This is a genomic window from Pseudundibacterium arcticum, from assembly GCF_042646465.1.
GTDB classification, from domain to species: Bacteria; Pseudomonadota; Gammaproteobacteria; order Burkholderiales; family Burkholderiaceae_D; genus Undibacterium_A; species Undibacterium_A arcticum.
The window spans coordinates 87,975-100,403 of sequence record NZ_JBHRTP010000082.1; the positions used below are offsets into that span (position 1 = coordinate 87,975).

The 12,429-nt window shown below is 61.1% G+C and carries 13 protein-coding genes and 1 pseudogene; all 14 read right to left on the bottom strand.

What is annotated here, in order from left to right; all coding sequences use genetic code 11:
* Positions 1–3: 3 nt before the first annotated feature.
* On the bottom strand, positions 4–1,335 hold the full coding sequence (hisD, locus tag ACFOFO_RS22105) for a histidinol dehydrogenase (protein WP_390327301.1): 1,332 nt from the start codon (positions 1,333–1,335) through the stop codon (positions 4–6).
* A 150-nt stretch (positions 1,336–1,485) separates the two neighbouring features.
* A complete protein-coding gene (gene hisG, locus ACFOFO_RS22110; protein WP_390332870.1) occupies positions 1,486–2,166 on the bottom strand; it encodes an ATP phosphoribosyltransferase in 681 nt (226 codons plus the stop codon).
* Positions 2,163–3,413 carry a UDP-N-acetylglucosamine 1-carboxyvinyltransferase gene (murA, locus tag ACFOFO_RS22115; RefSeq protein ID WP_390327305.1) on the bottom strand — a complete coding sequence of 417 codons (1,251 nt, stop codon included), beginning with the start codon at positions 3,411–3,413 and terminating at the stop codon, positions 2,163–2,165. Before murA ends, hisG begins: the two co-directional genes overlap by 4 nt.
* Complete coding sequence (locus ACFOFO_RS22120) at positions 3,413–3,652, bottom strand: BolA family protein (RefSeq protein WP_390327307.1); 240 nt, start codon at positions 3,650–3,652, stop codon at positions 3,413–3,415. Before ACFOFO_RS22120 ends, murA begins: the two co-directional genes overlap by 1 nt.
* Before the next feature lie 75 nt (positions 3,653–3,727).
* Positions 3,728–4,450 carry an ABC transporter permease gene (locus ACFOFO_RS22125; RefSeq protein WP_390328266.1) on the bottom strand — a complete coding sequence of 241 codons (723 nt, stop codon included), beginning with the start codon at positions 4,448–4,450 and terminating at the stop codon, positions 3,728–3,730.
* 89 nt (positions 4,451–4,539) lie between these two features.
* Positions 4,540–5,454: an ABC transporter ATP-binding protein gene (locus ACFOFO_RS22130; RefSeq protein ID WP_390327308.1), complete on the bottom strand. Its 915-nt coding sequence runs from the start codon at positions 5,452–5,454 to the stop codon at positions 4,540–4,542.
* A gap of 198 nt (positions 5,455–5,652) precedes the next feature.
* Positions 5,653–5,946, bottom strand: a complete 294-nt coding sequence (locus ACFOFO_RS22135) for an STAS domain-containing protein (protein WP_390332871.1) — start codon at positions 5,944–5,946, stop codon at positions 5,653–5,655.
* A 43-nt stretch (positions 5,947–5,989) separates the two neighbouring features.
* A complete protein-coding gene (locus tag ACFOFO_RS22140) occupies positions 5,990–6,655 on the bottom strand; it encodes an MlaC/ttg2D family ABC transporter substrate-binding protein (protein WP_390327310.1) in 666 nt (221 codons plus the stop codon).
* 26 nt (positions 6,656–6,681) lie between these two features.
* On the bottom strand, positions 6,682–7,704 hold the full coding sequence (locus ACFOFO_RS22145) for an MlaA family lipoprotein (RefSeq protein WP_390327312.1): 1,023 nt from the start codon (positions 7,702–7,704) through the stop codon (positions 6,682–6,684).
* Positions 7,701–8,171: an outer membrane lipid asymmetry maintenance protein MlaD gene (gene mlaD / locus ACFOFO_RS22150; protein WP_390327314.1), complete on the bottom strand. Its 471-nt coding sequence runs from the start codon at positions 8,169–8,171 to the stop codon at positions 7,701–7,703. The genes ACFOFO_RS22145 and mlaD overlap by 4 nt, the downstream gene beginning before the upstream one ends.
* A gap of 318 nt (positions 8,172–8,489) precedes the next feature.
* The gene (mlaE, locus tag ACFOFO_RS22155) at positions 8,490–9,272 is read right to left on the bottom strand and encodes a lipid asymmetry maintenance ABC transporter permease subunit MlaE (protein WP_390332873.1); all 783 of its coding nucleotides are present in this window, start codon (positions 9,270–9,272) and stop codon (positions 8,490–8,492) included.
* Complete coding sequence (locus ACFOFO_RS22160) at positions 9,269–10,072, bottom strand: ABC transporter ATP-binding protein (RefSeq protein ID WP_390327315.1); 804 nt, start codon at positions 10,070–10,072, stop codon at positions 9,269–9,271. The genes mlaE and ACFOFO_RS22160 overlap by 4 nt, the downstream gene beginning before the upstream one ends.
* Before the next feature lie 505 nt (positions 10,073–10,577).
* Positions 10,578–10,649: pseudogene (locus tag ACFOFO_RS22165) on the bottom strand (glutamate synthase); the annotation flags it as partial.
* A gap of 84 nt (positions 10,650–10,733) precedes the next feature.
* Positions 10,734–12,197 (bottom strand): glutamate synthase subunit beta, encoded by a 1,464-nt coding sequence (locus tag ACFOFO_RS22170; protein ID WP_390327317.1) that lies wholly within the window; start codon positions 12,195–12,197, stop codon positions 10,734–10,736.
* Positions 12,198–12,429: the final 232 nt, after the last annotated feature.

The following is a 12,429-nucleotide window of genomic DNA, read 5'->3' on the forward strand; positions in this document are numbered from 1 at the left end:
GCTCTACTTCAGCCGCAATTCGGCGCTGCGCGCGTGCGCCTGCAAGCCTTCGCCATAGGCCAGTTCGGCGGCGACACGGCCCAGCGTTTGCGCGCCGGCCTGGCTGACATGAATCATGCTGGAGCGCTTCTGGAAGTCATACACCCCAAGCGGCGACGAGAAGCGCGCGGTGCGCGAAGTCGGCAGCACGTGGTTCGGGCCGGCGCAATAGTCGCCCAGTGCTTCCGACGAAAAACGGCCAAGGAACATGGCGCCGGCGTGACGAATCTTGTCGGCCCATTGCTGCGGGTTGTCGGTGGAAATTTCCAGATGCTCGGGCGCGATCAGGTTGGCGATCTCGCAGGCCTGGTCCATGTCGCGCACCAGGACCAGCGCGCCGCGATTGGTCAGCGAGGTACGGATCACGTCGCGCCGCGGCATCTGCTCGATCAAGCGGTTGATGCTGGCTTCGACCCGCGCCAGATACGCGGCGTCCGGACACAGCAGGATCGATTGTGCCAGCTCGTCGTGCTCGGCCTGCGAAAACAGGTCCATCGCGATCCAGTCCGGATCGGTGCTGCCGTCGCAGATCACCAGGATCTCCGACGGGCCGGCGATCATGTCGATGCCGACCGTGCCGAACACGCGGCGCTTGGCGCATGCGACATAGGCATTGCCGGGACCGACAATCTTGTCGACCGGTGGCACCGTGGCGGTGCCATAGGCCAGCGCGCCGACTGCCTGCGCGCCGCCGATGGTAAACACGCGGTCGACGCCGGCAATCGCGGCCGCCGCCAGCACCAGTTCGTTGCGCACGCCATCCGGGGTCGGCACCACCATGATGATTTCCTGCACTCCGGCCACCTTGGCCGGGATCGCGTTCATCAGCACCGACGACGGATAGGCCGCCTTGCCGCCCGGCACATAGATGCCGACCCGGTCGAGCGGCGTGACTTTTTGCCCGAGCACGGTGCCATCCGGCTCGGTGTAGCTGAACCCGGCCGAGCCGCATTCCAGCTTTTGCCGCTCGTGATACAGGCGCACGCGGTCGGCGGCGGTCTGCAGTGCCAGCCGGCGCTCAGGCGCCAGGCCGGCCAGCGCGGCCTGCAATTCGGGCTGGCCGATTTCGAGCTGTGCCACGCTGGTGGCGCCGCCTTGCGGACGCTGCTGCAGGCGGTCGAACTGGTTGGTGTAATCGAGCACCGCGGCGTCGCCGCGGGCCTTGACGTCCGCCAGGATCTGCGCCGCGGCCTGCTCGATGGCGGCATCCTCGCTCGCCTCGAACGCCAGCAGCGCGCTCAGTTGCGCGCGAAAATCGGCATCGGCCGAATCGAGTTTGCGGATGGTGATCGCCATGCGGCTGCCTTTTCAGAGCGTCAATATCGATCCATGGGAGCAATATCGACCAGTATATTCAAATAACGCTTATTTAAGCGCGGCATTAAGCCTGGTAACCGAGGAGTATCATGATAAGCATGGCCTCTTGCGCAAACGTGCCAAGCCGGCTCAGGCCAGCCCGGCCTGGGTGCCTTTGGACGCGTTTTCAAACGCTTCCAGTATCGGCTGCAGCCGTTCGCGCTTCAGCTTCAGCGCCGCCTGATTGACCACCAGGCGCGATGATATGTCCATAATATGCTCGCATTCCACCAGGTTGTTGGCGCGCAAGGTATTGCCGGTGCTGACCAGATCAACGATCGCGTCTGCCAGACCGACCAGCGGCGCCAGCTCCATCGACCCGTACAGCTTGATCAGGTCGACGTGCACGCCCTTGGCGGCAAAGTGTTCGCGCGCGATCTGGAAATACTTGGTGGCGACGCGCAGCCGCGCACCCTGACGCACCGCGCTGGCGTAGTCGAACCCGGCCTGCACCGCGACCGACATCCGGCATTTGGCGATCTCCAGATCGATCGGCTGGTATAGGCCTTCGCCGCCGTGTTCCTGCAAGACGTCCTTGCCGGCCACGCCGAAATCGGCGGCGCCGTACTGGACGTAGGTCGGCACGTCGGACGCACGCACGATGATCACGCGCACGTTCGGGTCATTGGTCGGCAGGATCAGCTTGCGCGAGGTTTCCGGATTCTCGGTGACGGTGATGCCGGCCGCTTCCAGCAAGGGCAGCGTTTCGTCGAAAATCCGGCCTTTCGACAGCGCCAGGATCAGTTGTGAGTTCGACTGTGTGTCCATCATTTGATCCGCTCGATGTTGGCGCCGACCTTTGATAACTTCACTTCCATCTGGTCGTAACCGCGATCCAGATGGTAGATGCGGTCGACCACCGTCTGGCCCTGTGCCGCCAGGCCGGCGATCACCAGCGACGCCGAGGCGCGCAGATCGGTCGCCATAACCGGCGCGCCGACCAGCTGCTCGGCGCCGGTGACGAAGGCGGTATTGCCTTCGATCTCGATGCCGGCGCCGAGCCGGTTCATTTCCTGCACATGCATGAAGCGGTTTTCAAAGATCGTTTCGGTGACGTGGCTGGTGCCGCTGGCGACGCAGTTGACCGCCATGAACTGGGCCTGCATGTCGGTCGGAAAGCCCGGATATTCGGTGGTGCGAAAACTGATCGCCTTCGGCCGCGACGCCATCTGGACCCGGATCCAGTCGGCGCCCGAGGTCAGGATCACGCCGGCTTCGCGCAGCTTGTCCATCGCCGAATCGAGGATGTCGCTGCGGGTATTTCTCAGCGTGACGTCACCGCCGGTGGCCGCCACCGCGCACAGGAAAGTGCCGGTCTCGATCCGGTCGGCGATCACTGCGTGCGACGCCCCGTGCAATTTTTCGACGCCCTGGATCACCAGCCGATCGGTGCCGATGCCGGCGATCTTGGCGCCCATGGCGACCAGCAGATTGGCCAGGTCGGTCACTTCCGGCTCGCGCGCGGCGTTTTCCAGGATCGTCTCGCCTTCGGCCAAGGTCGCCGCCATCAGCAGGTTTTCGGTGCCGGTCACCGTGATCATGTCGGTCACGATGCGGGTGCCCTTCAACTTCTTGGCCTTGGCGTGGATATAACCGGCCTCGATCGTGATCTCGGCGCCGAGCGCCTGCAGGCCTTTGATGTGCTGATCGACTGGACGCGAGCCGATCGCGCAACCGCCCGGCAGCGATACTTTCGCCTCGCCGAAACGCGCCAGCATCGGGCCGAGCACCAGGATCGCGGCGCGCATGGTTTTCACCAGTTCGTACGGCGCTTCCAGCTTGTCGATCGCGTTGCCCTGCAGGCGCACGCGATCGCCATCCTGCTCCGCGTGCAAACCCATCTGGCGCAGCAGCTTGAGCATGGTCGCGACGTCGTGCAGGCGCGGCACGTTGGAGAGGTCGACCGTGTCGGCGGTCAACAGGCCGGCGCACAGAATCGGCAGCGCCGCATTCTTGGCGCCGGAGATGGTGATTTCGCCGGCCAGACGATTGCCGCCGGTGATGAGCAGTTTATCCATTATTGTTGGGCAAATTCTTCAGGGGTGAGCGTCTTCATCGACAGGGCATGGATTTCTTCGCGCATGCGATCGCCGAGCGCGGCATACACCAGCTGATGGCGCTGGATCGGGCGCTTGCCGGCGAAGGCGGTCGAGACGATGACGGCGGTGAAATGCTGGCCGTCACCGTCGACTTCGAGATGGCTGCAGTCGAGTCCGGCCGCGATATAGGTTTTGACGAGTTCTGGAGTGGGCAACACGATAGTTCTTCCTGATACCGGGGGTATGTTGATTGAATTTACAAATAATTGACAGATAGTGCAACAGTGCGCGGATCAATGACGCAGCTTGTAACCGCTCTGCAACAAGCGCAGCGCCGCCGTCGCCATCACCACGAAGGCCAGCAGCACGACCGCAAAGCTGTGCCACGGACTGACATCGGACTGGCCGAAGAAACCGTAACGGAAGCCGTCGATCATGTAAAAGAATGGATTGAAATGCGACACCGCCTGCCAGAATGGCGGCAGCGAATGGATTGAATAAAACACGCCGGACAGGAAGGTGGCCGGCATGATCAGAAAATTCTGGAACGCGGCCAGCTGGTCGAACTTTTCGGCCCAGATCCCGGCGATCAAGCCCATGGTGCCCATCATCGCCGCGCCCAGCAAGGCGAAGATCACGATCCACCACGGCGCCACGAACGACAGGCTGGCGAACCAGGCGGTGACCACGAACACGCCGAGCCCGACCACCACACCGCGCACTACCGCGGCCAACGCATAGGCGGAAAACAGTTCCCAGGGCGACAGCGGCGGCAGCAGTACGAACACCAGGTTGCCGGTGATCTTGGACTGGATCAGCGATGACGATGCATTGGCGAACGCGTTCTGCAGCACACTCATCATCACCAGGCCGGGAATCAGGAAGGCAGTGTAGCGTACCCCGGGATAGACTTGCACGTGCGCTTCTAGCACATGGCCGAAGATCAGCAGGTACAGCATCGCGGTCAGGATCGGCGCCGCCACGGTCTGCGTGGCCACCTTCCAGAAACGCAGCATCTCCTTGTAGAACAGGGTCTGAAAGCCCTTCGAGATCAGGCGCGCACGCACGCTCGGCGTGACTGCAGCGTTTGCCACTGGGTGTGTCATTATTTCATTCTCCCGTCCATGATTTGCAGGAACACGTCTTCCAGATCGGCTTGCTGCAGCTGCATCTCTTCGATCGTCGCGCCGCTCTCACGCACCCGCGCCAGGATCGGTTCGACCTCGGCATAGTCGTTGATGCGCAAGGTGTATTTATTGCCCGACTGCAGCTCCTGCGGATGCGACACCAGCGGCTTCAGTTGCTCCGGCAGCGTGGCGCCGGCCAGTTGCAGCACCAGCTGCGAGCCCGAAATGCGCTTGATCAGCGCCGCCATCGTGTCGAGCGCTACCACCTGGCCATTTTTCAGCATCGCGACGCGATTGCACAGCGCCTGCGCCTCTTCCAGATAGTGTGTGGTCAGCACAATGGTGTGCCCTTCGCGATTGAGCCGCGCGATGAACTTCCACAGCGTCTGCCGCAGTTCGACGTCGACGCCAGCAGTCGGCTCATCGAGCACGATCACCGGCGGCTTGTGTACCAGCGCCTGCGCCACCAGCACGCGCCGCTTCATGCCGCCCGACAGCGCGCGCATATTGGTATCGGCCTTGTTGGTCAGGTCGAGGTTGTGCATCACCTCGTCGATCCAGCCGTCGTTGCCGGACAGGCCGAAGTAACCGGACTGCAGGCGCAAGGTCTCGCGCACCGTGAAGAACGGATCGAACACCAGCTCTTGCGGCACCACGCCCAGCATCTGGCGCGCCTGACGGAAGTCGCGGACCACGTCATGGCCATGGACGCTGACGCTGCCGGCATCGGCGCGGTTCAGGCCGGCGATGATCGAGATCAAGGTGGTCTTGCCGGCGCCGTTCGGGCCCAGCAAGCCGAAAAACTCGCCCTGCTCGATCGACAGCGATACGCCGCCTAGCGCCTTGAGCGACTTGTAGCTTTTTTCGACATTGCTGATCTGAATGGCTGTCATGCTGTTGATCTAGGTTGTAGAGCCGGGTACGCGGTTCGGGGCTCGCTGCTGGCAGCGTGCCGATTCGGGGCACCGATGCCGCACTGCGTCGCGTTGAGCGCCCGCCGGCCGGCGAAAACCTTTGATTATATGGGAATTCCGGTCGATTGACCGGCACGGCCCGGGATTGAAACTACGACGGAATCGTGGGAGGCAGGGTCAATGGTGCCGGTGGTCGACGTGGTCGACACGGGTTGCTGGGTGCAGCAACTCGGTCACACCGTACAGCTGCGCCAGGCTTTGCAGATTGACGGGCAGGTTGCTGAAGACCAGCGCGGTGCCACGCGCCAGCGCGGCCCGCTGCCATGCCAGGAGTGTGGCGACGGCAGCCGAATCGACCGCGCTCACGGCAGCCAGATCAAACTGCGTCTGGCCGCTTGCGATGGCGCCAAGGCCCTCTGCCAGCGCCGTTTTGGCATTCGCGAAGATCAGGGTTGTACTCGGTTTGAACATGTGGATCAACGATACCGGAGATTAATTTTAAGCGCCGTATGAATCAGGACGCCTTCTCAACTTTAGCAGCGGTGCCGGCAGCCAGCTTCTTGTTCTTTTCCGCCAGCACCTTGATCAGTCCATCGACGCCGGACTTGCCGATTTCCGCTGCAAAATTGCCTTTATAGGTCTCGACCAACCATGCGCCGAGCACGTTGATGTCATAGATTTTCCAGCCGGAAGGCAGTTTTTCGAGGCGATAACTGAGCTGGATCGGCTCGCCGCGCGGCTGCATCACTTGCGAACGCACTTCGACCTCGTTGTCCGCCGCAGTGCCGCGCATCGGTTTGAATTCCAGTTGCTGGTCCTTGACCTGCGCCAGCGCGCCGGAATACGTATAGACCAGCAGGGTGCGAAATTCATTGGCCAACTGGGTTTGTTGCTCCGGCGTGGCCTGACGCCAGAAACGGCCGGCCGCCAACGCCGTCATGCGCTTAAAATCAACATACGGCAATATTTTGGCTTCGACCAGATCGAGAATGCGGCGCTGGTTGCCGGCCTGGATATCCTTGTCGGCCTTGGCGGTGTTTAATACTTCGAGGCTGATACGCTTGACTAGCACATCCGGCGCTTCGACCGCGGCCTGGTCGGTCTGCGCCATCGCGGAACCGGCGAACGCCAGACTGGCGGCACTCAGCGCTATGGCAAACAGTTGTTTGAGTTTATTCATATTGTTCTTTCGGTAGTCGATCGAGGTTACAGGTCACTTGATGGCTTGGCTTCTACCATTAGCGTTTGATCGGTAGTAACGGATGACGCCGGCAACACAACCGGCGGTTGTCGTACCTGCCGTTCCCGCCCGGAAACTTGCTCCTGTCCATCTTTCTTGACGGCAGCATCGGCCGGTTTGGCTGGGGTGACGGATTCGACGCCTGATCGGCCGCGAGGTTCCGTCGCAGCCGCAGTTGCACGTGCAGTTGCCGCCGCGGCTTCCGATGCCGCTGCGGAAGTTTCTGCCGCTTCCGCTTCCTGCTGGGTATACGCCGAGTCATCGTCCTGGCTGTCGTGGTTCAGGCTCGATTTGTCCTTCGGTGCGGATTCGCCGTCATAGATCTGGTTGGCGCGGCGCTGCAAAAACGCATCACGCACAAATTCATATTTGTCCAGCGCAGCTTCTTCGATCAGGCTCGACGCATCCAGCACTGCGGCGCGCTTGTCGACCAGGCGCAGCACGGTGCCGACATTGCGCCAGCGCACCGGCGTCTTGTAGCCCCAGGGATCGCCCTTGAAATCGAGCGGGAATGCCAGGCTGTCGCGCAAGGTGAACGAGCCGAAAATGGGCAGCACCACGTAAGGACCGCCTTTGACGCCCCATTTGCCGAGCGTCTGGCCGAAGTCTTCCTTGTGCTTGGCCATGCCCGCTTCCGAGCCGATGTCGAGCACGCCGCCTAGACCGAGCGTGCTGTTGACAGCCACCCGCATCATGTCCGACAGGCCGTCCGCCATCTTGCCCTGCAGCATGTTGTTGACCATGGTCCAGACGTCAGCCAGATTACCGAAGAAATTGCCGACGCCAGTCTGCACGAAGCCCGGCACCACCTTGCTATAGATGGTCGCGGCCGGCTTGAACGCCACCTTGTCGACCGCGTCATTGAAGCCAAACATGGCGCGGTTGAAACCCTCGAACGGATCCTTGGGGTTGGTCGCGGTGGCGCATCCCGACAGTGTGGTTACTGCGAGTAAGGCCGCCAGTGCGCCGGAGCGCATGTGCGTTTTCATTTACTGTCCTTTCCGTCGGCCGCTTTGCTATAGAGGAACTGACTGATCAGGTTCTCCAGCACGATGGCCGATTGGGTCATGCTTATTTTGTCGCCGGTCACCAGATTCTTGGTGTCGCCGCCCGGCTCCAGTCCGATGTATTGCTCGCCCAACAAGCCTGCGGTCAGAATCTTGACCGAGCTGTCCTTGGGAAAATGATAGCGCTGATCGAGGCTGATCGTCACCAGCGCCTGAAAAGCCTTGTCGTCGAAGGTGATGTCGCCGACCCGCCCGACCACCACGCCGGCGCTCTTGACCGGCGCACGCGGCTTGAGGCCGCCGATGTTGTCGAATTTGGCGACCACCGAATAATTCTTTTGGAACGACAGCGAACTCATGTTGCCCGCCTTCAGCGCCAGGAACATCAGTGCCGCCGCTCCCAGCAGCACAAACAGGCCGACCCATAGATCCAGTGATTTTCTTTGCATAGTGACACCTAAAAATTGGGGTGAATCCGCTCTTTTCAAGCTCGGAGTCTGTCGAAGTTACGGAATCGAAGCGAAAAATTATCTGACCCAGGACAGATTTTGCCGGATTTGCCGCGTCAATAGCGCGCTAAATAGCGAGCCATTGCGCAAAAATCCGGTGACACTGTACCGATCAGAGACTTTAACAGCCGATTCTCCGTAAGTCCGGCAGACTCCTGGAGTCGAAATTGCAGGGAGTATTGCCATAAATACCCCGTTCTCCGCACAGATTTAAACGGGGTTTAAAAATACAAGCCCCAGTATCTGCGCAGTCAAATATTATTGATTAAACATTAACGCGGTCAGCAGGAAGTCCAGCCACAGCACCGCCAGCGATGCGATCACCACCGTGCGGGTAGTCGCGCGCGCCACGCCTTCCGGCGTCGGCTGTGCCTCATACCCTTGGAACAACGCAATGAAGGTGACGGCAATGCCGAACAGCACGCTCTTGATGACGCCGTTCGCAATGTCTTTCCAGATATCGACGCCGGCCTGCATCTGCGACCAGAATGCGCCTTCGTCGACGCCGATCAGCAACACCCCCACCACGTAACCGCCGAAGATACCGACCGCACTGAAAATCGCCGCCAACACCGGCATCGCGATCACGCCGGCCCAGAAACGCGGCGCAATCACGCGCTGCAGCGGGTTGACTGCCATCATCTCCATCGCCGCCAGTTGTTCGCCCGCCTTCATCAACCCGATCTCGGCGGTCAGCGAGGTACCGGCGCGCCCCGCGAACAGCAGCGCGGTGACCACCGGCCCCAGTTCCCGCGTCAATGACAGCGCGACCAGCAAACCCAGTGCTTGCTCCGAGCCGTACTTATTGAGTGTATAAAAACCCTGCAAGCCCAGCACGAAGCCAACGAACAGCCCCGATACCGCGATGATCACCAGCGAATAATTGCCAATGAAATGAATCTGGTCGGTGATCAGGCGCGGCCGCCGCCACAATCCGCCCGACGCGCGCAGCAGCGCGAAAAAGGCGTTGGCCGCGAAACCGACGCCGCTGATGAGTTCGCGCACCCAGCGCCCGAGCGCCTCGATCCAGTTCAGTATCATGTCGGCGCTCCCAGACCCAGATCCTGGGCCAGCGACTTGCCGGGATAATGGAATGGCACCGGGCCGTCGGCCTCCGCGTGCACGAACTGTTTTACATAAGGGTCGCTCGACGTCAGCATCTCGGCCGGCGTGCCCTCTGCGACGATCTTTCCCTGCGACAGGAAATATACATAGTCGGCGATCAAGAACGACTCATGCACGTCGTGCGACACCAGGATCGACGTCGAGCCCAGCGCCTGGTTCAGGTTGCGTATCAGGTTGGCGGTCACGCCCATCGAAATCGGATCCAGGCCGGCGAACGGTTCGTCATACATGATCAGAGCCGGATCGAGCGCAATCGCCCGTGCCAGCGCGACCCGCCGCGCCATGCCGCCGGAAATCTCCGACGGCTTCAATTGCGCCGCGTTGCGCAGTCCGACCGCCTGCAGCTTCATCAGTACTAAATCGTGCAGCAATTCTTCCGGCAAATCGGTATGTTCCCGCAACGGGAAAGCGACGTTCTCGAATACGGTCAGGTCGGTAAACAAGGCGCCATGCTGGAACAGCATGCCCATCTTGCGCCGTAGCAGATACAGCGCCTTGGTCTCTTGTGGATGGACGGTCTGGCCGTCCACCTGGATCTGCCCCGACTGCGACCGCAACTGACCGCCGATCAGGCGCAAGATCGTGGTCTTGCCGGAACCGGAGCCGCCCATCACGGCGACCACCTTGCCGCGCGGGAAATCCATCCGGAGTCCCGTCAGGATCGGGCGGTCTCCATAAGCAAAGTGTAGATCGCGGATTTCGACGAGATTAGGCACGGCGTTGGGTCATTGTTGCGATGCCGTATTGTAGTGCAGAAACGGGACTCCTCGCTCGTGACAGCCCGGATTCGCCCTGTGCCATGCGGCGCAAATGAGACATTACTGAACCGTGCGTCAGATATTGTCGACCGGTTTCCAGATCGTCTCAGTGCGCGGCCACAGCCAGAAATCGAGCGCGACCGTACTAAAAATAATGTAAGGATGAAACAAAGATGCGATGGTATTTCATTGCCCGCAATCATTGTTTCCCCTACTCAAATTTTTAAAAATCACGTTAGTTATTCAAACTGCAACTGGCGCTGAATTTTGCAATCCCGACAAACGGACTTTTGTGGGCCAATCACGCAACCCCGCATAGTGGGCTGAATAGTTACAGATCACGCTCGATTACCACTTGGAACGACCTTGTCCGCCGCGCCGCGGGATCACCGTCTGGATCGGTGTCCATAAAAAAACCGCCCGGTCTCGCGATCGGGCGGCGTTTTTTTAGCAGCACGCATGCTCAACGCGGCAGCGTCGACGCTCCCATCAGGAATTCATCGACTGCACGAGCGCACTGGCGGCCCTCGCGGACGTGAGCCGGATCAGCCGGACAGGCCTGCGCCTGTCCGGCCCGGCGAGCGCTGCGCCGGCTTGCAAGCCGGTGCCGGGCGATCCGCTATCGCGGCAGTGTCGACGCTCCCATCAGGAATTCATCGACCGCGCGTGCACACTGGCGGCCCTCGCGGATCGCCCACACCACCAGCGACTGGCCGCGCCGCATGTCGCCAGCGGCAAATACCTTCGCAGCGGACGTCAGATAGCTCGATTCACCCTCGGTGCTTGCCTTGGCGTTGCCGCGACTATCCTTGTCGACGCTGAACGCATCGAGCACCTGCGCCACCGGCGACACGAAACCCATCGCGAGCAGCACCAGGTCGGCCTTCATTTCGAATTCGGAGTTGGGCATTTCCTGCATCTTGCCGTCCTTCCATTCGACCCGGCAGGCGATCAGCTTTTCGACCTTGCCGCCCTTGCCTTCGAGACGCTTGGTGGCGACCGCCCAATCGCGCTCGCACCCCTCTTCATGCGACGACGAAGTGCGCAGCTTGGTCGGCCAGTAGGGCCAGACCAGCGGCTTGTTTTCCTGCTCCGGCGGTTGCGGCATCAGTTCGAACTGCGTGACGCTGGCCGCGCCGTGGCGGTTCGAGGTGCCGACGCAATCGGACCCGGTATCGCCGCCGCCGATCACAATGACATGCTTGCCGCCGGCCTTGATCTGGTCCTTGACCTTTTCGCCGGCATTGATCTTGTTCTGCTGCGGCAGGAAATCCATCGCAAAATGCACGCCCTTCAGCTCCCGACCCGGCACTGGCAAGTCGCGCGGCTGCTCGGCACCGCCGGCCAGGATCACGGCGTCGAATTCTTTATCCAGGTCTTCCGGGAAGATGGTTTCCTTGGCCCAGTTGTTGACGCTCGCCGGAAAATCCTTGCCGACCAGCACGCTGGTGCGAAATACCACGCCTTCGGCCTGCATCTGCTCGATGCGGCGGTCGATATGCGATTTTTCCATCTTGAAGTCGGGGATGCCGTAGCGCAGCAAGCCGCCAATGCGGTCGCTCTTCTCGAACACCGTGACGTCGTGACCAACCCGCGCCAGCTGCTGCGCCGCCGCCAGACCGGCGGGGCCGGAACCGACCACCGCGACCTTCTTGCCGGTCTTCACATCCGACGGTTGCGGCGCGACCCAGCCGTTTTCCCAGCCCTTGTCGATGATGAAATGCTCGATCGATTTGATGCCGACCGGATCTTCGTTGATGCCAAGCGTACATGCCGACTCGCACGGTGCCGGGCAGATGCGGCCGGTGAACTCGGGGAAGTTGTTGGTCGAATGCAGGGTATCGAGCGCGGCGCGGTAGTTGCCGTGATACACCAGGTCGTTCCAGTCCGGGATGATGTTGTTGACCGGGCAGCCGCTGTTGCAGAACGGGATGCCGCAATCCATGCAACGCGCGCCCTGCAGCTTGGCCGCGCCGTCTTCCAGCCGCAGTATGAATTCCTTGTGATTCTTGACGCGCTCGACCACTGGCAGATAGCTCTCCGGCTGCCGCTCGATTTCCATAAATCCGGTTACTTTACCCATGTTTTACTCACATTCCTGGCAAATTAAATATTCGTTGCTGCCGTTGCCTGCAACGGTCTTTTGTGCTGCATCGGCGTCAAGGCCTGCGACCGGCTCCTTCCCCCTATGAGGGGGAAGGTTGGGATGGGGGTGCGGCGCTCGATTGCGCAGTGCAGCCAGTTTGACCGCACTACCCCCACTTGCAGTGCGCGTATCCGCTTGCAAGTGGATACCGCTGCTCAGGCAGGAGGCA

Coding starts and splice junctions, on each gene's coding strand:
- ACFOFO_RS22170 (WP_390327317.1), bottom strand. CDS start 12,197: ATGGGTAAAGTAACCGGATTTATGGAAATCGAGCGGCAGCCGGAGAGC.
- ACFOFO_RS22125 (WP_390328266.1), bottom strand. CDS start 4,450: ATGCTGCGTTTCTGGAAGGTGGCCACGCAGACCGTGGCGGCGCCGATC.
- mlaE (WP_390332873.1), bottom strand. CDS start 9,272: ATGATACTGAACTGGATCGAGGCGCTCGGGCGCTGGGTGCGCGAACTC.
- ACFOFO_RS22140 (WP_390327310.1), bottom strand. CDS start 6,655: ATGAATAAACTCAAACAACTGTTTGCCATAGCGCTGAGTGCCGCCAGT.
- mlaD (WP_390327314.1), bottom strand. CDS start 8,171: ATGCAAAGAAAATCACTGGATCTATGGGTCGGCCTGTTTGTGCTGCTG.
- murA (WP_390327305.1), bottom strand. CDS start 3,413: ATGGATAAACTGCTCATCACCGGCGGCAATCGTCTGGCCGGCGAAATC.
- hisD (WP_390327301.1), bottom strand. CDS start 1,335: ATGGCGATCACCATCCGCAAACTCGATTCGGCCGATGCCGATTTTCGC.
- ACFOFO_RS22130 (WP_390327308.1), bottom strand. CDS start 5,454: ATGACAGCCATTCAGATCAGCAATGTCGAAAAAAGCTACAAGTCGCTC.
- hisG (WP_390332870.1), bottom strand. CDS start 2,166: ATGATGGACACACAGTCGAACTCACAACTGATCCTGGCGCTGTCGAAA.
- ACFOFO_RS22145 (WP_390327312.1), bottom strand. CDS start 7,704: ATGAAAACGCACATGCGCTCCGGCGCACTGGCGGCCTTACTCGCAGTA.
- ACFOFO_RS22135 (WP_390332871.1), bottom strand. CDS start 5,946: ATGTTCAAACCGAGTACAACCCTGATCTTCGCGAATGCCAAAACGGCG.